We start from the raw sequence: 21,574 nt of genomic DNA on the forward strand, positions 1-21,574 counted from the left end.
GTGATCATCGGCATCGGAGGCCCCGTGGGGGCCGGCAAGACCCAGCTCGTGGAGCGCCTCACCCGCGCGATGAGCGAGGAGATCTCGATGGCCGCCATCACCAACGACATCTACACGATCGAGGACGCCAAGATCCTCTCCCGCACCTCGGTGCTCCCGGAGGAGCGGATCGTGGGCATCGAGACGGGCGGCTGCCCCCACACCGCCATCCGCGAGGACACCTCCATGAACGAGGCGGCCATCGAGCAGCTCAAGGCCCGTTTCCCGGACCTGCAGGTGATCTTCGTGGAGTCCGGCGGCGACAACCTCTCGGCGACCTTCAGCCCGGAGCTCGTCGACTTCTCGATCTACATCATCGACGTCGCCCAGGGTGAGAAGATCCCGCGCAAGGCCGGCCAGGGCATGATCAAGTCGGACCTGTTCATCGTCAACAAGACGGACCTGGCCCCGTACGTGGGCGCCGACCTGTCCGTCATGGAGTCCGATTCGAAGGTGTTCCGCAAGGACCGCCCGTTCGCCTTCACGAACCTCAAGACCGACGAGGGCCTGGACGTCGTCATGGACTGGATCCGCAACGACGTGCTGATGGCAGACCTTGGCTGAGGGCCTCACCGGCGAGCTGCGCCTGCGCGTCGCCGTCCGCGGCGGCCGCTCCGTGGCTGCCCGGCAGTTCCACCAGGGGGCGCTGCGCGTGCTGCGCCCCCATTACCTGGACCGGTCCGGGCAGGTCTCCTACACCGTGATCAACCCCGGCGGCGCCTACTTCGGCGCCGACCGGTACGGGATCGAGGTCGACGTCGAGGAGGACGCCTCCCTGCTGCTGACCACGCAGTCCGCCACGAAGGTCTACCGCACCCCGCAGGGCCCCGCCCGGCAGGACATGACCCTGCGGCTGGGACCCGGCGCCGTCCTCGAGTACGTGCCCGACCAGCTGATCGTGTACCGGGGCGGGTCCTATCTGCAGGACACCCGCGTGGTGATGGACCCCTCCGCCTCCGTGCTGCTGGCCGAGGTGATCACCCCCGGGTGGTCTCCCACCGCCGAGCCGTTCCGCTACGACCGGCTCGGCATGCGCACGGAGGTGACCGTCGATCCCGGCGGGGACCCCCGCCGGCTCGTCGTGGACCAGCTCCGGCTCCACCCCGCGGAGGGTCAGGGCCTGACCGGGATGGGCATGCTCGAGGGCCACTCCCACACCGGGCAGCTGCTGGTCGCTGACCGTCGGCTGGACGCGGACCTCGTCGCCGAGCTCACGGAGATCGTCGACGCCTCGGACACGGTCTCCGGCATCACCCGGGCGGGCACGGGCCGCGCCCACGGGGTGGACTGCGTGAGCGTGCGCTCCCTCGCCGCCTCCACCGCCCGCATCACCGCCCTGCACCACGCGCTCGCGGACCTGCTCCGTGCCCGCTGGCGGGACCAGTCCCCGCTCGCCCTGCGCAAGTACTGACCCACCCCATCATCCGTGCCCGCCGAGGAGGAGGACCCCCTATGAGCCATGCCGTCCCGACCGCCGTGACGCCCCACAGCACAGCCGCCCCAGAGCGACCGCTCCGGGTGCGGGTGGCGGCCGTCTACGCAGTGGTGGTGGCGCTCCACGTCCTCGCCGCGGCGCTGCTGCTGGGCGGGTACGGCGGAGCGTCGCCCTCGCCCGTGCTCCTGGCCGCGCTCGTCACCGCCTACGGGGCGGGGCTCAAGCACAGCTACGACTGGGACCATATCTCCGCGATCGACAACTCGACGCGCAAGTTCGTCTCCGAGGGCGGCAGCCCGGCCGGCGTGGGCCTGGCGTTCAGCCTGGGCCACTCCCTCGTGGTGACGCTCGCGGCGGTCCTGGCCGTCGCCGGGGCGGGGCTCATGCAGGGGGCCTTCGCCGACGGGTCGCCGGCGAACCGGGTGCTCGGACTGATCGGCACCGGCGTGTCCGGTGGCTACCTGCTGCTGCTCGGCGTGTACAACGGCGTCTCGGCGCTGCGGCTGCGTCGGGCGTCCGCAGTACGGCATCCGGGCCCGGCGGAGGAGCCCACGGGTCTGGTCACGCGCCTCCTGCGGGCCCCGCTGCGCCGTGTGCGCTCCCCGCGGGACATCTTCGTCATCGGGTTCCTCTTCGGCCTGGGCTTCGACACGGCCACGACCATCGGCCTGCTGCTGCTGGCCGTGTCCGTCTCCGCCGCCGGCATCCCCCTGGTGACCCTGCTGGCGCTGCCGGTGGCGTTCACCGCCGCCATGACGCTCTGCGACACCACCAACGGGTTGGGCATGATGCGGCTCTACTCGAGCGCTCTGCAGCAGTCCGAGCGCCGACGCCGCTTCAACCTCGTCGTCACCTCCGTGTCCGCGGTCTCGGCCCTGTTCATCGCGGTGCTCACCCTCGGCGCGTTCGTCCATGAGCTGCTGGGTCTGACGGACCCGGTGACGACCTGGCTGGCGGAGGTGGACCTCGGCCACGCGGGACTGGCGCTCGTCGGCGTCTTCGCTCTCATCTGGCTGTGCGCCGCCCTGCTCGAGCACCGGCACGGCCGGGTCCGCCCCGTGGGGGATGCGGCATGACGACGTCGACCACGGCCCCGTCCCGATCCCCCCGTGCGCCGCGCCCCCTCGGGACGGCCCTCCGCACGGTGCTGCGCGGGGTGTCCCAGATCTTCTTCCTGGAGAACTCCCTGAGCGGCGCGCTGATCCTGGGCGCCCTGGCGCTGATGCACCCCTGGGCGGCGGTGACGACGGCACTGGGCTCCGCCATGCAGGCGCTGTGCTCGGCCGTCCGGCACCCCGACGAGACCGAGGACGACCTGCGGGCCCGGGCGGTCGTGCTCGGTGACGAGGCGCGGCACGGGATCATGGGCTACAACGGCGCGCTCGTGGGGGCCGCCGCGGCGCTCGTCTTCGCGCCCACCCCCCTCACAGCCGTGCTGGCCACGGTGGTCGGCGCCGCGGCCTGCGTCCCCGTGCACGTGCTCGTGGCCCGGCTCTTCGCGACCCGGCCCCTGCGCTCCGCGGGACTCCCGGTGTCCACCGCCCCGTTCTGCCTGACCGCGGGCATGCTGACCCTCCTCACGGCCGACCTCGCCGGGCCCTCCGCCCCGCTGACCTCATCCGGGTCCCCGTGGCCCGGTCTCGGCCTGGGGCTGCTCAACAGCTTCGCGGAGGTGGTCCTGGCGGACGGCGCCCTCCCGGGCGCGCTGATCCTGGCGGCCCTCTTCGTGGGGTCCTGGCGGGTGGGGCTCTACGGGCTGTTCGGCGCGGTGGCCTCCTTCGCCGCGGCCCGTCTCATCGTGGGGCACGAGCTCACGGACGTGTCCACGGGCCTGTGGGGGTACAACTCCGTGCTCGTCGCCATCGCGCTCGGCGCGGTGGTCCAGGGGCTCGGCGGCTGGCGACGGCGGGTGCCGCTCGTCGTCGTCGGCGTGGCGCTGAGCCTGGCCTTCCAGCACGTGCTGGTGGAGACCGCGATCCCGGTGTTCACCTGGCCTTTCCTGCTGGGCATGTGGGCCACGCTGCTGCTGGTCGCCGGGGCGCGGCGGGCGGCCGGCCGGGGCTGAGACCCGACGTCCGGAGGAGGGCCGGATCAGGCGGCGAGCCAGAGGTCCGGGCCGAAGATCTCGTAGCGGATGGACGTCGCGGGCACGCCGGCGTCGATCAGCTTCGAGCGGGTGGACTGCATGAACGCGAGCGGGCCGCAGAGGATGACCTCGGCGCCGGAGGGGAGCTCGATCTCGGAGGGGTCCATGCGGCCCTCGTGGACGGTGATGCCCTCGGGCGCCTGCTCCGGGGCCACGCCGAGCCACAGGTGGGCCTGGGCGTTCGGCAGCGCGGAGAGCGACTCCGTGAGCTGCCCGAGCAGGGCCACGGACTCCAGGGAGGCATCGGCGTGCAGGACGACGACCTCACGGTCGGACCCCTGTTCGGCCAGCGAGCTCAGGATGGAGGCGGCCGGCGTGATGCCGATGCCGGCGGTCGCCAGGACCAGGGGAGCGGTGGAGTCCTCGTCCTCGAGGGTGATGTCGCCGTAGGGGTTGGACAGCTCGATGACGTCGCCGACCTCCACGTTCTGGATGAGCACGGGCGAGACCTCGCCGCCCTCGTCCAGCTTCACGGTGATGACGCGCTCGGTGGCGGACCCGGCCTTCTCGGAGAGGGAGTACTGGCGGCACTGGCGCAGGCCGTCCTCGACCTTCAGTCGTACGGACACGTAGCCGCCGGCCTTGCCGCGGGTCTGCGGGGTGTCGTCGGCCGGCTCGAAGCGGAAGGTGACGGCCGCGTTGCCGGTGGGCTCCTTCGCGACGACCTTCCAATCCGTCCACATCCTGTCGTTGGCCTGCTGGGCGTAGAGGCCCTTCTCGATCTTGATGAGGGCGTCGGCCATGAGCCAGTAGACCTCGGTCCAGGCGTCGGCCACCGCGGGGGTGACGGCGTCGCCGAGCACCTCGCCGATGGCCCAGAAGAGGTTCTCGTAGACGATCGGGTACTGCTCCTCGACGATGCCGAGGGCGGTGTGCTTGTGGGCGATGCGGGACAGGACGGCCTCGGGCAGGGTGCCCGGGTTCTCGAGCAGGTGCACCGCGAACTTCACGATGGATCCGGCGAGGGCCTGGGCCTGCTCGCCGTTGCGCTGGTTGGCGCGGGAGAAGACGCCGTCGAGGAGCTCGGGGTGGGCCTCGAACATGTGGGCGTAGAACAGGGGCGTGATCTCCGGCATGTGCTCGGCGACGACGGCGGCGGTGGCCTCGATGACGGGGCGGGACTTCTCGGACAGCACGGGGGTCTCCGTCTCCTCGGTGGGGAATCTTGCGCTGATTTTGCCAGATTACACCCGGCCGTCGCCGTCGGGAACTCGCCCCCGGCTCGTTCCCTCAGTGCGCCACGGGGATCTCCGGCAGGCCCAGCAGCACGGGGCCGCCGACAGGCCCAGCGCTCACCAGATCCCGGATCCGCACGGTGTCGAGTTCGGCGAGGAAGGCCTCGCGTGCGCGGTGCAGGGCGCCGCGCAGGCGGCAGTCGCCGGCGTAGGGGCACGCCACCCCGGAGTCGCGCCCGGCGCAGTCGATCACCTCGTCGCGGCTGCTCAGCGAGCGCACGAGCTCGCCCACACGCTGGTCCAGACCGGCCGCGGCGATCATGGCCCCGCCGTGCCGACCGCGCAGCACCTCGATGGTCCCGCGGCGACGCAGCTCGGCGACCGCCTTGATCACGTGGTTGTAGGGCACCTGGATCCGGTCCGCGATCTGCTGGCTGGTGAGCCGTTCCCCCTCGGCGGCCGCGAGCGTCATCAGCACACGCAGGCAGACGTCGGTGTAGGCGCTCAGCTTCATCCCGCCATCATCCCACCGGTGCACGGCGCCGCCGCGCCTGCGGTGTCCGGGCCGGTTGGCATACTGACGCCATGGACGCCACCTCGCACCCCGACGCCGGCCCCCGCCTCCCCGAGACCTCCGTGCCGGGGGGCGACACCGCGCTGCACGAGGAGGCCCTGGCCGTCCTGCGTCGGCTCGTGGACCGGCCGGACGCGCGATTCAAGGACGGGCAGTTCGAGGCGATCGAGGCGCTCGTGGCCCACCGCCGCCGCGCCCTGGTGGTGGAGCGCACCGGCTGGGGCAAGTCCGCCGTGTACTTCGTGGCCTCCCTGCTGCTGCGCGCCCGCGGCGCGGGGCCCACGCTGATCGTCTCCCCGCTGCTCGCGCTCATGCGGGACCAGGTCGCGGCCGCGGCCCGGGCGGGCGTGCGCGCGGTGTCCGTGAGCTCGGCGAACGCCACGGAGTGGGACGAGGTCCGGGCCCGGCTCGCGGCGGACGAGGTGGACGTGCTGCTGATCTCGCCCGAGCGCCTCACGAACCCCCGGTTCCGGGACGAGCAGCTGCCGGACCTCGTGGCGCGCATGGGCCTGCTCGTGGTGGACGAGGCCCACTGCATCTCCGACTGGGGCCACGACTTCCGGCCGGACTACCGCCGCATCCGGGACCTGATCGGGCTGCTTCCCGCCGAGGGGCCGCGCGCGGTGCCCGTGCTGGCCACCACCGCCACGGCCAACGCCCGTGTGGTGGCGGATGTGGTGGAGCAGCTCGGCGTTGCCTCCGAGCAGGATGTGTTCGTGCTCCGCGGCCCCCTGGCCCGCGCCTCGCTGCGCCTGGGCGTGCTGCGCCTGCCCAGCCCGGCCGCGCGCCTGGCCTGGCTCCTCGACCACCTCGGGGACCTGCCGGGCTCCGGGATCGTCTACGCCCTCACCGTCTCCGCCGCCGAGGACACGGCGCGCGCCCTGCGCGAGGCGGGGCACGAGGTGGTCGCCTACACGGGCCGCACGGACCCGGAGCGGCGCGCCGAGATCGAGGAGGACCTCAAGGCCAACCGGGTGAAGGCCGTCGTGGCCACCTCGGCGCTCGGCATGGGCTTCGACAAGCCGGACCTGACGTTCGTGGTGCACTTCGGCGCGCCGGGCTCGCCCGTGGCGTACTACCAGCAGGTCGGCCGTGCCGGCCGCGGGACGGACCACGCGGACGTGCTCCTGCTGCCCGGGCCCGAGGACCGTCGCATCTGGGAGTACTTCGCCACCGCCTCCATGCCGGACGAGGAGCAGGCGCGCGCCGTGCTGGGGGCGCTCGCGGACCACGGCGGGGCCCTCTCCGTGGCGGCGCTCGAGCCGGCCGTGCGGATCAAGCGCACCACCCTGGAGCTGCTGCTCAAGGTCCTCGCCGTGGACGGGGCGGTCGAGCGGGTGGGCGGCGGCTGGCGCGCCACCGGGCGGGAGTGGACGTACGACGCCGAGCGGTACGCCCGCGTGGCCGAGGCGCGCCGGGCCGAGGAGCGGCTCATGCTCGACTACCAGACCACGGACCGGTGCCGCATGGAGTTCCTGGCCCGCACCCTGGACGACCCCACCGCCGCGCCGTGCGGCCGCTGCGACGTCTGTGCCGGCCCCTGGTACCCGACGGGATCGGACGGGGCGGCGCGGGAGCGCGCGGAGGCCGCCCTGCGCCGCACCGGTGTGCCGATCGAGCCCCGTCGCATGTGGCCCTCGGGCATGGACCGGCTGGGCGTGCCCGTGAAGGGGCGCATCGCGCCCGAGTCACAGGCCGAGGAGGGTCGCGCGCTCGCCCGCCTGACGGACCTCGGGTGGGGCACCGTCCTGCGGGACCTGCTGGACCGGGAGGACGCCCCGGTGCCGGAGGAGGTCCTGCGGGGCGCCGTCGACGTCCTGGCCGGCTGGGGGTGGCGGACGCGGCCGATCGCCGTCGTCGCGATGCCCTCGCGCACCCGCCCGCAGCTGGTGGGGTCGTTCGCCGAGGGGATCGCCCGGATCGGCCGGCTGCCGTTCCTCGGCTCGCTCGAACACGCGCGCGGCGGCCCCACGGCCGGGGCGGGCGGCAACAGCGCCTACCGGCTCGGGTCCGTGTACGGCCGGTTCGCCGTCCCCGAGGCGATGGCGCAGATGTTGCGCACCGCCCCGGACGCCGGCCGCCACGGCCCCGTGCTGCTGGTCGACGACCTCGTCGACTCGCGGTGGTCGCTCGCCGAGGCTGCGCGGGTGCTGCGCGAGGCCGGCGCGCAGGGGGTGCTGCCGCTCGTCCTCGCCCAGGCCGGATGAGCCGCCGCGGTCAGCGCTCCGCGCGGACGATCGCCAGCACGGCGTCGCGGAGTGCCTCCATGGTGGCGGCCGTGCGGGCCTCGCCGTTGTAGCGCAGGAACGGCTCCGTGTTGGACGGGCGGAGGTTGAACCACCACGTGCCGTCCTGGGCGGCGACCGTGGTGCCGTCCATGCGGGTCACCGTGGTGGCCACCCCGGCGAAGTCCTCGTGCACGGCCTGGCCCTCGCCGACGCCCTCGCCCACGGCGGGGGCGAACTGCGCCACCACCGCGGCCACGGCGGCGTCCTTGTCCTCGACCTGCGAGTTGATCTCGCCGGAGGCCACGTACGGCTCGTACTCCTCGGCCAGCTCGGACAGCGGCTGCTCCTGGCCGCCCAGGGCCGCCAGCACGTGCATGGCCGCGAGCATGCCGGTGTCCGCGTTGAAGAAGTCGCGGAAGTAGTAGTGCGCGGAGTGCTCGCCCCCGAACACGGCGGACTCGGCGGCCATGACCGCCTTGATGAAGGAGTGGCCCACGCGGGTCTCCACGGCCCGGCCCCCGTCGGCCGCCACGAGCTCGGGGACGGCGCGGGAGGTGATCAGGTTGTGGATGACCACGGGGGTCTGCTCGCCGTCGGCCTTCGCGCGGGCGATCTCGCGGCGGGCCACCAGGGCGGTGACCGCGGAGGGGGAGACCGGAGCGCCCTGCTCGTCGATCACGAAGCAGCGGTCGGCGTCGCCGTCGAAGGCCAGGCCGATGTCCGCACCGTGCTCCACGACGGCGGCCTGCAGGTCCCGCAGGTTCTCCGGCTCCAGAGGATTGGCCGGGTGGTTCGGGAAGGTGCCGTCCAGCTCGAAGTAGAGCGGCTCGATCTCCAGCGGCAGGGCGGCCAGCTCGGCGTCGCCGAGGACGGCCGGGGTGGTCTTGCCCGCCATGCCGTTGCCCGCGTCCACCACGACCTTCAGGCGGCGCACCCCCGTCAGGTCCACGAGCGAGCGCAGGTATGCGGCGTAGCCGGGGAGGATGTCCTCCTCCGTCACGGTGCCGGTGGTCTCGGCCGCGGGGATCTCACCGGCGTCGAGGTAGGCCTGGGCCGCGTCGCGGATCTCGAACAGCCCGGTGTCCGAGGAGACCGGCACGGCGCCGGCCTGGGCCATCTTCATGCCGTTGTACTCGGCCGGGTTGTGCGAGGCGGTGAACACCACGCCCGCGGCCTGCTTCACGCCCGCCGCGTAGTAGAGCATGTCCGTGGAGATCAGCCCCAGGGTGACGACGTCGGCGCCGCGGCGCGTGGCACCCTCGGCGAAGGCCGTCATGAACGCGGGCGAGGAGGGGCGCATGTCCCCGCCGACCAGCACGGTCTGACCGGCCAGGCCCAGCACGTCCACGAAGGCCGCGCCCACCGCGCGGACGCTCTCCGCCGTGATGGATTCGCCCACGATGCCGCGGACGTCGTACGCCTTGAAGGAGTCGTGCAGGTCGAGGGAGGGGGTCGAGGTAGTCACCCGACCGATCGTAGTGGACAGCCTGGATACAGTGAGGGCGTGCCCCCGACCACTCCGCCCCCGAGCGCGGGGCCCCCGGCCGTCCCGCCGTCGGGACCCGCGCCGGCCGCTCCCGGGGAGCCCGCGTACCGCAGGCTGCTGATCGGGCTGTTCCTGGCGGGGGTGGCCACGTTCGCCCAGCTCTACTCCCCGCAGGGCCTGCTGCCGCTCGTCAGCGACGACCTGGGCGTCCCCGCGGACCGTGCCGCCCTGCTCGTCTCCGCCAGCACACTCGGCCTCGCCGTGTCGGTGGTGCCGTGGTCCGTGGCCGGGGACCGGTGGGGCCGCCGACGCGCCATGGTGGTCTCGATGGTCTCCGCCAGTGCGTGCGCGCTCACGGGCGTCCTCGCACCCACGTTCGAGGCCATGCTGGGCCTGCGCCTGCTCGAGGGCATGGCGCATGGGGGCGTCGCGGGACTCGCCGTGGCGCTGCTGGCGGAGGAGGTGGTCCCGCACGCGGTCGCGGCTGCCGCCGGCACCTACATCGCCGGCACCACCCTCGGCGGGCTCTCCGGCCGGCTCCTCGCCCTGCCCGTCGCGGAGGCGTCCTCGTGGCGCGGCGGGATGCTGACCGTCACCGTGGTCGGGGTGCTGTGCACGGTCGGCTTCCTGGCGATCACGCCGCGCGCCCGGCGTTTCACGCCGTCGCCCACCTCCCCGGCGACGCTCGTGCGCATCGTGCGCGGTCACCTGCGCTCGCCGGAGCTCGTCGCCGTCTACCTGCAGGGGGCGCTGCTGATGGGCGGGTTCGTGGCGCTGTACAACTTCGTGGGGTACCGCCTGCTCGACCCGCCGTTCTCCTGGACGCCGACGGCGGCCGGCCTCGTCTTCCTCGCCTATCTCGCGGGCACGTGGTCGTCGCCGCGCGCGGGTCGGCTGGCCGCGCGGGTGGGACGGCTGCCCGTCCTGGCCGGCGCGACGGCGGCCATGGCGGCGGGCGTCGCCCTCACGTCGGTGCCGCATCCGGCGGTGCTGGTGCCCGCCCTCGTGCTCGTGACGGGCGCGTTCTTCGCCGCCCACGCCGTCGCCTCCGCGTGGTCCGGGACGGCCGCCCCCACGGGCCGCGCCCAGTCGACCTCCCTGTACAACTTCGCGTACTACGCCGGCTCGAGTCTCTTCGGCTGGCTGGGCGGCGTGTTCCACGAGTCCCACGGGTGGCCGGGGACGGTGCTGATGGTCCTGGCCCTGGTGCTGACCGCCCTGGCGAGCGCCGTCGTCGTGCTGCGCGGACGCGGGACGGCCCCGGCGCGCTGAGCCGGGGCCGTCATGGGGGCGGGTGTGAGCGGGCCGCCCGGCGGGTCACCAGCCGAGGTTCTCGGCATCCGTGCCGGTGGCGGACCGGGCCTGGTCGCGCCAGGCGGCGAGGACCTCCGGGTCCTGCAGCTCGAGCCACGCGATCATCTGCTGGTAGGTCACGCAGTAGGTGTCCTCCTCGACGCACACCTCGCGCATGACCTTCTCCACAGCCGGGTTGAACGCGTTGAGACCCCAGTCGTTGAAGTGGTTGCCGAACACCAGCGGGGCGCGGTTGCCCGCGAACGCCGAGTCGTACATGTAGCGGTAGGTGCGGTACTGGAAGTCGGTGAGTCGGGCGACGTCCTCCGGGATGTCCTTGCCGCCGTTGCCGGAGATCCAGAAGTTGTAGTCCATCGCCATCACGAACGGGCTGGCCGCGTCCTTCTCGGCGAGCACGGGGGACCAGGTCATCGGCATCTCGAACTCCCAGATCCCGTCCTCCTGGTAGGGCCAGGCGACGCCGGAGGCGGCCGCGGCACGCGACGTGTCGTACTCGAGTCCGTTGTCCTTCCACATCGGGACGAGCTGGTCCCACTCCCCGTCGAGGCAGGGCAGGCGTCCGCCCTTGACGTCGTCGGGGGTGACCTCCAGCGCCGGCAGGGAGCTGCCCGGGTTGTAGGCGCCGGGGTCGGAGAGGATGTCCGTGAACGAGCCGTACTCCTGCTTCCATTCGGCCGTGGACCACTGGTCTGCGCCGTACCTCGTGGGCGCGCACAGGTGGCCCGCGTAGTGGGTGCCGATCTCGTGGCCGGCGGCGTGGGCCGTGTTGATGTTCTCGATGCGCTGCGCCACCTCGGCCTCGTCGCCGCCGAACTCCGTGCCCACGTAGCCGGGCTCGTTGCCGGGCGCCGTGTAGTTCTCCCGGTTGGCGGTCTCGATGAGGTTGATCGCGGACTGGAACACCGTGAACTTCGCGTCGGAGTCCGCCGCCGCGTCCAGGAAGGTCTTCCAGCGCACATCCTGACGGCCGCCGTCGAAGGAGAAGAGGACGAACTGCGGCGGGCGCTCCTCCGCCGTGAAGGCCCGCATCGGCACGCCCTCGTGGGAGCGGGCGGCCAGGGGGAGCGCGGGGTCCGCGGGGTCCGCGGCGGCCGACGGCGAGCCCTCACCGGACGACGCCGCAGCCTGCGAGGAGGCCGCATCCGAGGACCGTCCCTGCGACGACGAGGCCTCCGAGCCGTCCGCAGATGCGGGCGACGAGACGGCAGCGTCCGTGGAGCCCGAGGACCCGGCCGCCGTCCCCTCGTCCCCCTGCGGGGCGGCACAGCCGGCCAGCACGAGGGCCAGGGCCACCGACGTCCCCCACCAGCGGCGTCGCCGGGGCGAGGGGGTGTCGACGGTGCGGGCGGACGGGCGGGGAAAGGACATGCGGTCTCCTGGCTCGGTCGAGTGGCGGGCGGAGTGTCTCCTCCCTGGCCGCCGTGACCAGACACGGAGAACTCCACGTTCCACCGTAGGCGAGGCCCTCGGTGGCTCTGGGGCCCCGGCAGAACTGTGACCAGGTTGTGATGTGGCGCCGCGGCCGCCGGCATGGCCCTCGCGGGCCACACCTAGACTGGAGGCATGGAATATCTCGTCCCTGTCCTCGCGGTGGTCGTCATCGGCGCCCTCGCGTTCGCCGCCGCCCGGTGGATGTCGGCCGGTCGAGCGCGTCAGGCGGCGGACCAGCGCACGCCGTCCGGTCGCGGGCTGGACATCGGACCGGAGCGGGCGCGTCTGGCAGCGGGGCTGCTGGACGAGGACGCCCATCGGCGCGTGTACGGGCACATCGCCCAGAGCCGCGTGATGGAGGCCGTGCGCGACTACCGCGCCCACACGGGACGCGGCCTGAAGGACGCCGTCATGGACGTGCAGTCCCTCGCCGTGCATCCGCAGGTCTACTCCGAGCCGGTGCAGGAACCGGACGCCACGTCCGCCGGAGCCGCGGGGCCCGTTCCCGGCGGCCATGGGGAGCCCCACCGGGACGACGCGGCCCCGGCCGACACCCCCGGGCCGAAGCGGCCCGGACAGGATTCGAGCGGGCGGGGGGAGCCGGACGCCCAGACGCCCGATCGCGAGACCTCTGACGCCGTGGCCGAGGACGACGCCCGGCAGGACAGCGACCACGCCTCGGCCGCGCCGCGTCCGACGGCGCCGTCCGCCGACGAGTTGACGACCCTGACCGTCCCGGCCGAGTGGACCGCCGCCCCCGCTGAGGAGGAGCTCCCCTTCGAGGTCGAGGTGATGCGGGGGACGGAGTCCGTCCGGCTCTCCTCGCGGGACCTGCCGCCGTGGCTGCGCGACCAGCTCGCCGCCATGGTGCGGGACGGCAACCTCGAGTCCGCCGCCGTCCAGCTGTCCAGCCACTCGGAGCTCTCCGTGCCGGAGGCGTACGAGCTGCTGCGCCGCATGCGCGAGCGTCGCGGGGAGGGCTAGTCACCAGCCGGTCGGTATGTCAGGTCCCCGCGTACAGACGCGAAGAGGGCCGGAATCGCGTGGATTCCGGCCCTCTCTGGCGGAGACGGGGGGATTTGAACCCCCGGCCCAACTTTCGTCGAGCCCTTCATTAGCAGTGAAGTCCATTCGGCCGCTCTGGCACGTCTCCTCCATCCGGCGCGCCTCGCACGGGGCGACGCGCGGTCAGACCGGTTCAGTTTAGCGCGCCAGGCCAGGGCAGGGCAAAGGAGCGGCGTGCTCACGGACGGATCACCATCGCGCACGAGCGGGGCCCCGGATCCATGGATCCGGGGCCCCGCGTGATCTGTCAGCCGTCCGGCCTGAGGCCGGCGCGTCTGGTCAGATCAGATGCGATCCTTGCGGCCGTCGAGGTCGCGATCGGTGGCGTCGCCGTCGATCTTGACGTCCTCGTGGCGGACCTCCTCGCTCACGGTCTCGGTGTCCTGCACCTGGCGCTTGCCCAGGGAGACCTTCTCGGCCTCCACGGTCTTGTTGACGACCGGGGTCTCCTCGTAGGTGGTCACCTCGACGTCGCCGTCGCGGCCGGCGGTGCGGGCCTCGGCGGAGTTCGGATCGACGGACTCGCGCTCCACCACGACCTCCTCGCGGGTGACGGGCACCTCGACGGTCTCGGTGGTGGTGTAGGCCTGCTTGCGCAGACGGACGCGGCCGGTGGCGCGGCGCTCGGTGCCGACGTTCAGGTGCTCGTCCTTGACGACGACGGAGTCGGCGTCGGTCACGTCGCGGCGGTCGCCGTCCACGACGGCCTCGTCGCGACGGTCGGCCACGCCAGCCACACCCGCAGTGCCGGCCACGCCGGCGGTGCCGGCATCGGTGCGCACGTCGTCACGACGCTCGTCGCCGTCGTGATCCACGGCGGGGTACTCCACGACGGAGTACTCCAGGGAGTAGTACTCGTAGATGCGCTGCTCCTCCTCGGGGGTCAGCGAGCCGTCGGCGTCCACGTTCGGGGCGTCCTTCACGAAGGACTTCTCGAAAGGCACCGTGATGCCGTCGGCGGTGATCTGGGCCTGCTGCAGCGGGACGAAGGTCTCGCGGGCGCCGAACAGGCCGGTCTTCACCGTGATGAAGGTGGGCTCGTTGGTGACGTCGTCGAGGTAGACCTGACCGACGGAGCCGATCTTGTCGCCGTCGGTGGCGAAGACGGTAGAGTTCTGCAGCTGGTCGAGAGCGTTGCGGTCCATGAGGAATTCTCCTTCTGAATTGGTGTTTTGTTGCCTTACGCTCATTCACAATTCCCCATGGGCCCGAGTGGCGTCAACCATCGGCCCCCCAGATTCCCAATTCCCAGACTTCTCCCAGAATCTCGACGTGATCCGCATGATTCCGCGGATTCTTCGTCCGGGCCTGCTGTGGATCCTGGGGGATCGGTGGGAGTGTGGCGCATGCGGTCCGCGACTCTTGACGGCCACCGATACTGTGTGGAATACGCGCGCTGCAGGCGTGAAAACGATCCCGAGGAGAGTGGAGGCCCCATGTCCGAGCCCCTGGTGGCCGATCGCCGCCTCGCAGTGGTGGGAGCCGGCCCCCGCGGCGTCATGCTGCTGGAGCGGATCCTCGCCCGACTCGAGGGCGCGGCCCCGGACGCACACCCCCGGCGGCTGCGCATCGACGTCGTGGACCCCTATCCGCCCGGGCCAGGGCGGGTGTGGCGCACGGACCAGTCCGAGCTGTACCTCATGAACACCCCTGCGTTCTTCCCGACCGCGTGCGCCGCCGACAACCCCGGTCTGCGCCCCTCCACCGCCGCCCAGACCTTCGACCAGTGGCGTCGCGTGCACCCGGAGGCCAGCCTCGGCGTGCGCCGCCACCAGTACCCGGCGCGGGCGGTCTACGGGCGCTACCTCCGGCACCTGTACAAGGACGTCGTGGCGGGGCTGCGCACCCGTCCCGAGGTCGTCGAGGTCGTCGAGCACCGCGCCGAGGCCACCGCCCTGCACCCCCGGCCCGACGGCGGCGCCCGCCTGGAGCTGCGGGACGCCGACGGCGCGGTCTCCGTGCTCGACGCGGACGCCGTCGTGCTCTGCCTGGGCCATCAGCCTGCGGAGCTCAGCCCCGGCCAGAACCGGATGGCCGCCGCCGCGCGGGGCCGGGACGAGCTGCACTACCAGGGCCCGCAGATCCCCTCGGACGTGGAATGGGAGACCGTGGAGGCCGGGGCGGACGTCCTCGTGCGGGGCATGGGCCTGAACGCGTTCGACCTGCTGGCCCAGCTCACCCAGGGCCGGGGCGGGGTGTACCGCCGCACCGGCGACGGACCCGGCCGGGCCCTGCGGTACGAGCCGTCGGGGGACGAGCCGCGCCTGCACCTGATGTCCCGCCGCGGCATCCCGTACCTGCCCAAGGCCGAGGTGGACGCCTTCGTGCCCCGCGGCGTCACCCTCAGCTACCTCTCCGACGCCGCCGTGGACGCCCTCACCGCCCGGCACGGGGCCCTGGACCTCGCCGAGCACCTCTGGCCGCTGCTGCACCGCGACGTGGTCCGGCACTACTACGCCACGCTCGTCCGGGCCCAGCCCGAGATCCTCGGCGGGCCCGTCGAGGCGCGCCGGTTCCTCGGGGAGCTCGTCGGCCAGCTCGAGGAGGCCGGCCGCGGCGCCCCCGTGACCTCCGCGCACGCCGAGGAGCTCCTCCAGCGGTACGCCCCCGGGCGCCGCTTCCTCGACATCCTGGCCTATGGGTCCCCGTTCGAGGACGCCGTGTTCGCCTCCCATGAGGACTATCAGCGGGCCGTCGCGGACCTCATGGAGCAGGCCTGCGTGGAGGCCGCCCTCGGGGAGGAGTCCCCGTTCATGATGGCCGTCGGCGCGCTCCATGCCGGCCGACTGCGGATCAAGGCGTGGATCGCCGAGGGCCGGATCGCCGAGGCCTCCCGCATCCGGGACGTCCAGGGCTGGTTCGAGCCGCTGGTCGAGGGCCTCGCCTCCGGCCCGCCCCTGTGGCGCGTGGAGCAGATGCTCGCGGTGCACCGGGCCGGCCTGCTCACCTGGGCCGGCCCCGCGCCCGTGGTCGAGGCCGAGGAACACGCATTCACCGCCCACAGCCCCCAGGTGGGAGCGCAGGACTCGCTGGGGCCCGCCGTCGTCGAGGGGGCCTGGCTGGTGGAGGCGATGATGCCGCCCAACCGCGTGCAGGCCGCCGCCTCCCCGCTGGTCCGTCAGATGCTGGCGGACGGCGTCGCCGCGGCCGGGACGTGGGAGGACGAGGAGGGTGTGCGCGTGCCCGCCACCGGCTTCGACGTCACGGCCCGCCCGTACCGGCTGCGGGCCGCGGACGGCACGGTCCACGCGGACGTGTTCGTGCTGGGCCTGCAGCTCTCCGGCGTGCAGTGGGGCACCGCGATCGCGGCCGAGGCCGGGGCCGATCCGACCGGACGTGCCCTCTTCCTCGCCGACGCCGACGCCGCCGCGGCGGCCGTGCTCGCCGGCTGAGCCCCCACGACGACGGCGGGGCCGCCCGGGTGGCTCCCGGACGGCCCCGCCGTCGTCATGCCGGGTGTGGCGCCCCGCGTCCCGTCAGGGACGGACCGGCCCGCGGCCCTTGCCCGGGTGCTCCGGGCCGTGGCCCTTGCCCGGGTGGTCGCCGCCGTGACCCGGGGTCGCGCCGACGCAGCGCAGCCACTCGCGCACGGAGTTCGCGGGCTTGCCCGGCACGCCGCGCGGATCGGTCACACCGTCGCAGGTCTCGCCCGGGGAGGGCTCCGGCTCCGGGGTCGGCTCGGTCACGGGCGCGTCGAGCTGGAGGCCCACCAGGATCGGGTTGTGGTCCGAGGACCGCCACTGGTCCGCGGAGTACAGGTCCTCGGCCACGTAGTTGTGGCGCGAGTACTCCAGTGCCACGGATTCGTTCGCGTTGATCATCCAGATGTCCTGGCCGGTGATCGCCGCCGCCGCCGACGGCGAGGCGTAGATCCCGTCCAGGCTGCCGACGGCGCCGCCGAACGCGTACGAGTACTCGCCCGTGAGCGCGCCCTGCGAGACGTACCCGGCCGCCTCGAGCACGCGGATCGGGTCCTCCTTCTCGTACGCGTTGAAGTCACCCATGAGCAGGACGCGGTCGGTGCCGGTCTCGGCCTTCATGCGCTCGGCGAAGGCCACGAGGGCCTCGGCCTGGCCCACGCGGTCCGCGTTGTATGCGCCCTGGCCGTCGCCCGCGTCCACGTTGCCCCCGGTCGCACCGGAGCCGCCCTTGGACTTGAAGTGGTTGGTGATCGCCACGAAGTCGGTGCCGGCCGCCCCCTCGGACGTGCCGTCGGCGGCGCGGAACAGCTGGGCCATCGGCTCGCGGGCGTTGTCGAAGTTCGTCTGGTCGTCGAGGATCACCGACTCGCCCACCGGGGTGACCTCGGCCGGCTGGTAGATGAACGCGGAGCGGATGACGTCCTCGTCCGCGAGCGCGGGACGCGCGGTCGGGGAGGCCACGTAGGCCCAGCGCTGCTCGCCGGCCTGCGCGTTGAGGGCCTCCACGAGGTGGGCCAGCGCGTGGTCCCGGTCGAGGCCGAACTTCTCGGAGTTCTCGATCTCCTCGAGCGCGACCACCGAGGTGTCGAGGCCGTTGATCGCGGCCGCGATCTTCTCCTGCTGGCGGGCGAACGCCTCGGGGGTGTAGGCGCCGCGCGGCAGGCAGCCGTTCGTGGTGACGGGGTTGCCGGCGCGGTCGCGGTAGGCGCTGCAGCCGGCCACGTCCTGGCCCAGGGTCGTGAAGTAGTTGAGCACGTTGAAGCTGCCGACGGTGACGTTGCCGCCGACCGCCTCGGGGGCGGCCTCGCCCGGGCGGGTGTCCTCGATCGTCACGGGCTGGAGGGCGGCCGCCGTGGCGTCGGTGAGGTGGCCCAGCGGCTGGAAGGACCACGCGTCGAAGCGCCAGTCGAGGATGACTCCGGTGGTGAACTCCAGGCCCGCGCCCACGCGCACCGGCTGGTCCGCGTCCAGGTACGGCAGCGGGTTCTGGTTGCCCGGTGAGCGCATGAAGTTCGTGGTGGCCCCGTCGTCGAGCACGATCAGCTGCTGGGCGTTGGCGGCCGCGACGGCCTGGGCCTCGGCGCCGGGCCGGGCCACCGACGTCGGGTTGTCCAGCGGCGTGGTGCCGGGGACGACGCCGAGGGAGCCGTACTGGTTGAGGGAGTAGTTGTCCGTGACCGTCCAGTCGCCCTGCGGGGCGAGGACCATGCCCTCGAGCGCCTCACGGTCGGCCTCCTCCAGCGGGAACTCCACCGGCGTGGGGGCCACGGCGCCGGGCTCGGCGACCGGCAGCACGCCGCCGGCGGCGACCTTGATCTGCGTGAGGCCGTAGTGCTCGGCCGCTTCGCCCGTGACCTGGACGTGGTCGCCGAGCGTCACGGAGCCGACCGTGTCCGGCGAGTACACGAACACGCCGTCGGAGGCGCCCGGGGTGGCGTCGGGGGTGTCGCCGCCGGTGCCGGCGGTCTGGATGTAGTAGCCGTCGTAGCCGCCCGTGGAGTACACGGCGGTGACGACGCCGGTGGTGGTCACCTGGCGCCCGGCGTACGGGGTGGCCGTGCCGGTGCCCTGGAGCTGGGCGATGGTGATCCGCTCGGCCGGGGTCGGCTGCGGCTCGGGCTCCGGGGTCGGCTCGCCGCCGGTGGCGGCGGCGTTGGTCGGGGTGACCTGGTCGGTGACGGTGAAGTCGGCGCTGTTGTCGTCCGTGTCCACGCCGTTCGTGCGGGTGAGGGACTTCGGGTCCGAGTTGGCCGAGGGGGCGCCGGCGGCCGCCGTTTCGAAGGTGTTCGTGGCGCCGTAGCCGAGCACGTCCGCGACGCCCGGCACCTGGCCGGTCACCACGGAGCCGACCGGCAGGTCCGTCACGGTGCCCGCCTGGCGTGCGAGCACGATCGTGCCCTTGGTGCCCGCGGGGTTGAACGCCCCGCCGGCCACGAGGTCCGCCTGCGGCAGGGCGACGCCCGCGGTGCCGTTGGAGCCGCCGGAGACCAGGAAGTGGCCCTTCGCGGGCACCGTGCCGGACAGCGCGACCGTGCCCTGGGTCGCGGCCGTGCCGGCGGCGGAGCGGTACTGCAGGGACCAGCCGTCGAGGCTGATCGGCTGGTCGGTGGGGTTGTAGAGCTCCACGAACTTGTGGGTGTACACGGCGTTCGCGGAGCCGCCGTTGGTGTACGCCTCGTTGATGACGAGGGAGTCGCCGGCCGGGCTGGCCTGGGAGGGCAGGGCCACGGCGGGGGCGAGCAGGGCCAGGGCGGCGGTGGTCACCGCGGTGCGCGCGGCGAAGCGGGGCAGGGGGGTCATGTCGTCCTCGGTCTCGTTCTCGATGGGTCAGCGCGGCAGGCCCGCGGCGGTCAGCCAGGCATGGGCGGAGAAGACGGGGTGCGTGGCGGCGCCGCGCTGCACGCCGCGGCCCTTGCCCGGGTGGTCCTCGCCCTTCACGCGGCCCTTGCCCGGGTGGTCGGCGCCCTTGTCATGGCCCTTGCCATGACCCTTGCCCGGGTGGGTCGGGGCGGGCTGCTCCGGCTCGGTGGGGGACGGGGCCGCGGTGACCTCGAGGGCATGGCGCACCACGGTCGTGCTGCCGTCGGCGTAGCGCACGGTCATCACGAGCTCGCCCGTGCCCGCCGCGGCGGGGGCGGTGATCCCGGAGAGCGTGACGGTCTCGGAGCCCGCGGGGACGGCCACGGTGCCCAGGGCGGTCTCGGTGCCGTCGGCCGTGCGGAAGGCGACGTCGACCGCGGTCGCCGCGGGGGCGCCGTCGGAGTCCACCACGAGGTCCCCGAGGGTCAGGCCGACGGCCTGCCCGGCCTCGACCGAGGCGGGGGCGTCGGTGACCGGCACGCCGTTCTTGCCGAAGTCCGGGGCGACGGCGCCGTGGGCCGCGTCCTGGGCGCGGGCGTAGTCCGTGATCGCCTGGGAGTCCAACAGGCCCATGTTCACGAAGTTCTGGCGGCCGGTCGCGAAGGCGGTGTAGCCGTCGGGGGCCTTGGTCGGGTCCCCGAGCGTCGTCCAGGTGTCGTCGGCCAGGAACGACTGGCTGGCCACCGTGTACATGCGGTCCGCCTGGAGCGGCTCGCCGTCGATCCACACGCCGGTCACCTTGTCCCCCTGCGGGCGGGACTCGTCGTAGGTCCAGGTCAGCTCCTCGGACCAGCCGAGGGTGAACTTGCGCACGTCGTTCCGCCAGTTCTCCTCGAGGGCCAGCTTGATGGAGGAGCCCGGGATGTCGAAGTAGGTGATGGTGTTGCCGAACGGCGCCATGTCGAGCAGCTCGCCCAGGGTGAGGCGACCGACGAGGTCGGCCGGCTTGGCCGGGAACGCGCCGCCGTCGGTGAAGCGGTCCGTCAGCAGCTCGGAGCGCAGGCCGCCGGGGTTGGTCACGCCGAGGTCCACCTCGGGGTTCGCCTGCTCGGCGGCGTGCTTGACGGCGTCGCCCACCCAGGTGCCCAGGGTGGTCTCGGCGGCGCGCGTGCCGCCGGCCTTCCAGGAGCCGCCGGCGTCGATGAGCTTCTGGTAGTCGGTGGTGATGGAGGCGGACAGGTCGGCCACGACCTCGCCCTGCAGGTCCTCGAAGACCGCGACGGCCTCCTGCTCGATCGCGTACACCTGGGCGGTGACGGGGGATTCCGCGGCGGCCTCGGCGGGGGCCTGCGTGGACCGGGCCAGCAGGCGCGGGGTGAGCCCGGTGACCTCGCCGTCGGCGCCCACGGTCAGCTCGACGGCGGCCAGGTGGCTGCCGGAGGCGCCCGCCTGGATCACGGGGCGGTGGGCGCCGCCGGCCGTGGTGTCGTACTGGTAGAGCTGGTGGGTGTGGGCGTTGAAGATGACGTCCACGGCGGAGGAGGTCTCGCCGACGATGCGGTCGAACTCGGCCCGGGCCGCCCGCTCGGCGGCCAGCTCGCCCGCCCCGGCGGCGCCGTCGTGGTACGAGGCCACGATCACGTCGGCGGCGTCCTGGGCCTCCAGCTCGTCCGCGACCGCGTTCACGGCGGCGACCTCGTCGAGGACCTCGTTGCCCTTCAGGCCCGCGCCGGTGGTGGTCGCGTACAGCTCGTTGGGGGAGGCGCCGATGACCGCGACGCGCACGCCGTCGACGTCGAAGACGGCGTGCGAGGTGAGGACGGGCTCCTTGCTCGTCGGGTCCACCAGGTTGGCGGAGAGCACCGGGAACTGGGCCCGGGACTCCACACGGCCCTGCAGGTCGTCCAGGCCCTTGTCGAACTCGTGGTTGCCGGCGGTCAGCGAGGCCAGGCCGAGCGCGTTCATCACGTCGATCGTCGGGTTGTCCTGCTGCACGTTGGACACGGACTTCGAGCCACCGATCAGGTCGCCGGCGCTGGTCAGCAGCGTGGAGCCGGCACCGTGCTCGGCCTCGAACGCGGTGCGGTAGTCCTCCACGGTGTCCGCGAACTGCGTGCCGATGTAGTCCGCGGACAGCGCGCCGTGGAAGTCGTTGAAGGACAGGATCGAGATGGTGGTCTCGTCCGCGGCGGCCGTCTCGACGGCGAGGGCGGGCGCCGCGCTCGCGGGCGCGAGGACGAGGACGGTGCAGGCGGCCGTGGTGACGGCACGGCGGCGGAACAGGCTGGGCATGGCTCTCCCCGGGATGCGTGATGACAGAGGTGCGCCGCCGGTGGACGGCGGGGTGACGCGCGGAGTCCATCACATCCAGGTGGCCTCCAGGTGAACGAGAGGCGGGGGGGGGGGGGGGGGGGGGGGGGGGGGGGGGGGGGGGGGGGGGGGGGGGGGGGGGGGGGGGGG

At 73.3% G+C, this 21,574-nt stretch carries 15 protein-coding genes and 1 tRNA gene; 8 read left to right on the top strand and 8 right to left on the bottom strand.

What is annotated here, in order from left to right; genetic code table 11:
* The 4 genes from ureG to ACFI33_RS10880 all read left to right on the top strand — a co-directional run.
* A partial coding sequence (gene ureG / locus ACFI33_RS10865; protein WP_462624015.1) for an urease accessory protein UreG occupies positions 1 to 603 on the top strand: 603 nt, incomplete at its 5' end.
* Entirely contained in the window at positions 596 to 1,450 is an 855-nt protein-coding gene (locus ACFI33_RS10870; protein ID WP_127435092.1) for an urease accessory protein UreD, read from the top strand. The genes ureG and ACFI33_RS10870, both read left to right, overlap by 8 nt.
* Before the next feature lie 41 nt (positions 1,451 to 1,491).
* Positions 1,492 to 2,550, top strand: a complete 1,059-nt coding sequence (locus tag ACFI33_RS10875) for a HoxN/HupN/NixA family nickel/cobalt transporter (protein WP_036339816.1) — start codon at positions 1,492 to 1,494, stop codon at positions 2,548 to 2,550.
* Positions 2,547 to 3,539 carry an urea transporter gene (locus tag ACFI33_RS10880; protein WP_036339813.1) on the top strand — a complete coding sequence of 331 codons (993 nt, stop codon included), beginning with the start codon at positions 2,547 to 2,549 and terminating at the stop codon, positions 3,537 to 3,539. Before ACFI33_RS10875 ends, ACFI33_RS10880 begins: the two co-directional genes overlap by 4 nt.
* A 26-nt stretch (positions 3,540 to 3,565) precedes the next feature.
* Here ACFI33_RS10880 and ACFI33_RS10885 read toward each other — a convergent pair whose 3' ends face one another.
* Both ACFI33_RS10885 and ACFI33_RS10890 read right to left on the bottom strand, forming a co-directional pair.
* Entirely contained in the window at positions 3,566 to 4,756 is a 1,191-nt protein-coding gene (locus ACFI33_RS10885) for a globin domain-containing protein (protein ID WP_127435093.1), read from the bottom strand.
* Positions 4,757 to 4,850: 94 nt separating this feature from the next.
* A complete protein-coding gene (locus ACFI33_RS10890; RefSeq protein WP_002858036.1) occupies positions 4,851 to 5,309 on the bottom strand; it encodes an RrF2 family transcriptional regulator in 459 nt (152 codons plus the stop codon).
* Positions 5,310 to 5,380: 71 nt separating this feature from the next.
* Between ACFI33_RS10890 and ACFI33_RS10895 the strand changes: the two genes are divergently transcribed.
* The gene (locus tag ACFI33_RS10895; RefSeq protein WP_129043140.1) at positions 5,381 to 7,576 is read left to right on the top strand and encodes a RecQ family ATP-dependent DNA helicase; all 2,196 of its coding nucleotides are present in this window, start codon (positions 5,381 to 5,383) and stop codon (positions 7,574 to 7,576) included.
* A 10-nt stretch (positions 7,577 to 7,586) separates the two neighbouring features.
* Here ACFI33_RS10895 and ACFI33_RS10900 read toward each other — a convergent pair whose 3' ends face one another.
* On the bottom strand, positions 7,587 to 9,062 hold the full coding sequence (locus ACFI33_RS10900; protein ID WP_127435519.1) for a phosphomannomutase/phosphoglucomutase: 1,476 nt from the start codon (positions 9,060 to 9,062) through the stop codon (positions 7,587 to 7,589).
* A 141-nt stretch (positions 9,063 to 9,203) separates the two neighbouring features.
* Between ACFI33_RS10900 and ACFI33_RS10905 the strand changes: the two genes are divergently transcribed.
* Positions 9,204 to 10,355, top strand: a complete 1,152-nt coding sequence (locus tag ACFI33_RS10905; RefSeq protein ID WP_255420491.1) for an MFS transporter — start codon at positions 9,204 to 9,206, stop codon at positions 10,353 to 10,355.
* 45 nt (positions 10,356 to 10,400) lie between these two features.
* On the opposite strand, the gene ACFI33_RS10910 is transcribed toward ACFI33_RS10905, so the two are convergent.
* The gene (locus ACFI33_RS10910) at positions 10,401 to 11,765 is read right to left on the bottom strand and encodes a polysaccharide deacetylase family protein (RefSeq protein WP_127435296.1); all 1,365 of its coding nucleotides are present in this window, start codon (positions 11,763 to 11,765) and stop codon (positions 10,401 to 10,403) included.
* Positions 11,766 to 11,960: 195 nt separating this feature from the next.
* On the opposite strand from ACFI33_RS10910, the gene ACFI33_RS10915 reads away from it, so the two are divergent.
* The gene (locus ACFI33_RS10915) at positions 11,961 to 12,812 is read left to right on the top strand and encodes a hypothetical protein (protein ID WP_127435297.1); all 852 of its coding nucleotides are present in this window, start codon (positions 11,961 to 11,963) and stop codon (positions 12,810 to 12,812) included.
* A 77-nt stretch (positions 12,813 to 12,889) separates the two neighbouring features.
* Here ACFI33_RS10915 and ACFI33_RS10920 read toward each other — a convergent pair.
* Together ACFI33_RS10920 and ACFI33_RS10925 are read right to left on the bottom strand one after the other, a co-directional pair.
* A tRNA-Ser gene (locus ACFI33_RS10920) sits at positions 12,890 to 12,981 on the bottom strand.
* 196 nt (positions 12,982 to 13,177) lie between these two features.
* Complete coding sequence (locus ACFI33_RS10925) at positions 13,178 to 14,038, bottom strand: PRC and DUF2382 domain-containing protein (protein ID WP_127435298.1); 861 nt, start codon at positions 14,036 to 14,038, stop codon at positions 13,178 to 13,180.
* Between the two features lie 291 nt (positions 14,039 to 14,329).
* Between ACFI33_RS10925 and ACFI33_RS10930 the strand changes: the two genes are divergently transcribed.
* Complete coding sequence (locus tag ACFI33_RS10930) at positions 14,330 to 16,285, top strand: FAD/NAD(P)-binding protein (protein ID WP_336575002.1); 1,956 nt, start codon at positions 14,330 to 14,332, stop codon at positions 16,283 to 16,285.
* Between the two features lie 84 nt (positions 16,286 to 16,369).
* Here ACFI33_RS10930 and ACFI33_RS10935 read toward each other — a convergent pair whose 3' ends face one another.
* Entirely contained in the window at positions 16,370 to 19,114 is a 2,745-nt protein-coding gene (locus ACFI33_RS10935) for an ExeM/NucH family extracellular endonuclease (RefSeq protein WP_336575001.1), read from the bottom strand.
* Between the two features lie 27 nt (positions 19,115 to 19,141).
* On the bottom strand, positions 19,142 to 21,406 hold the full coding sequence (locus ACFI33_RS10940) for a bifunctional metallophosphatase/5'-nucleotidase (RefSeq protein WP_122053856.1): 2,265 nt from the start codon (positions 21,404 to 21,406) through the stop codon (positions 19,142 to 19,144).
* Positions 21,407 to 21,574 lie beyond the last annotated feature (168 nt).

The sequence above is a fragment of the Micrococcus sp. PSi08 genome, assembly GCF_054960655.1.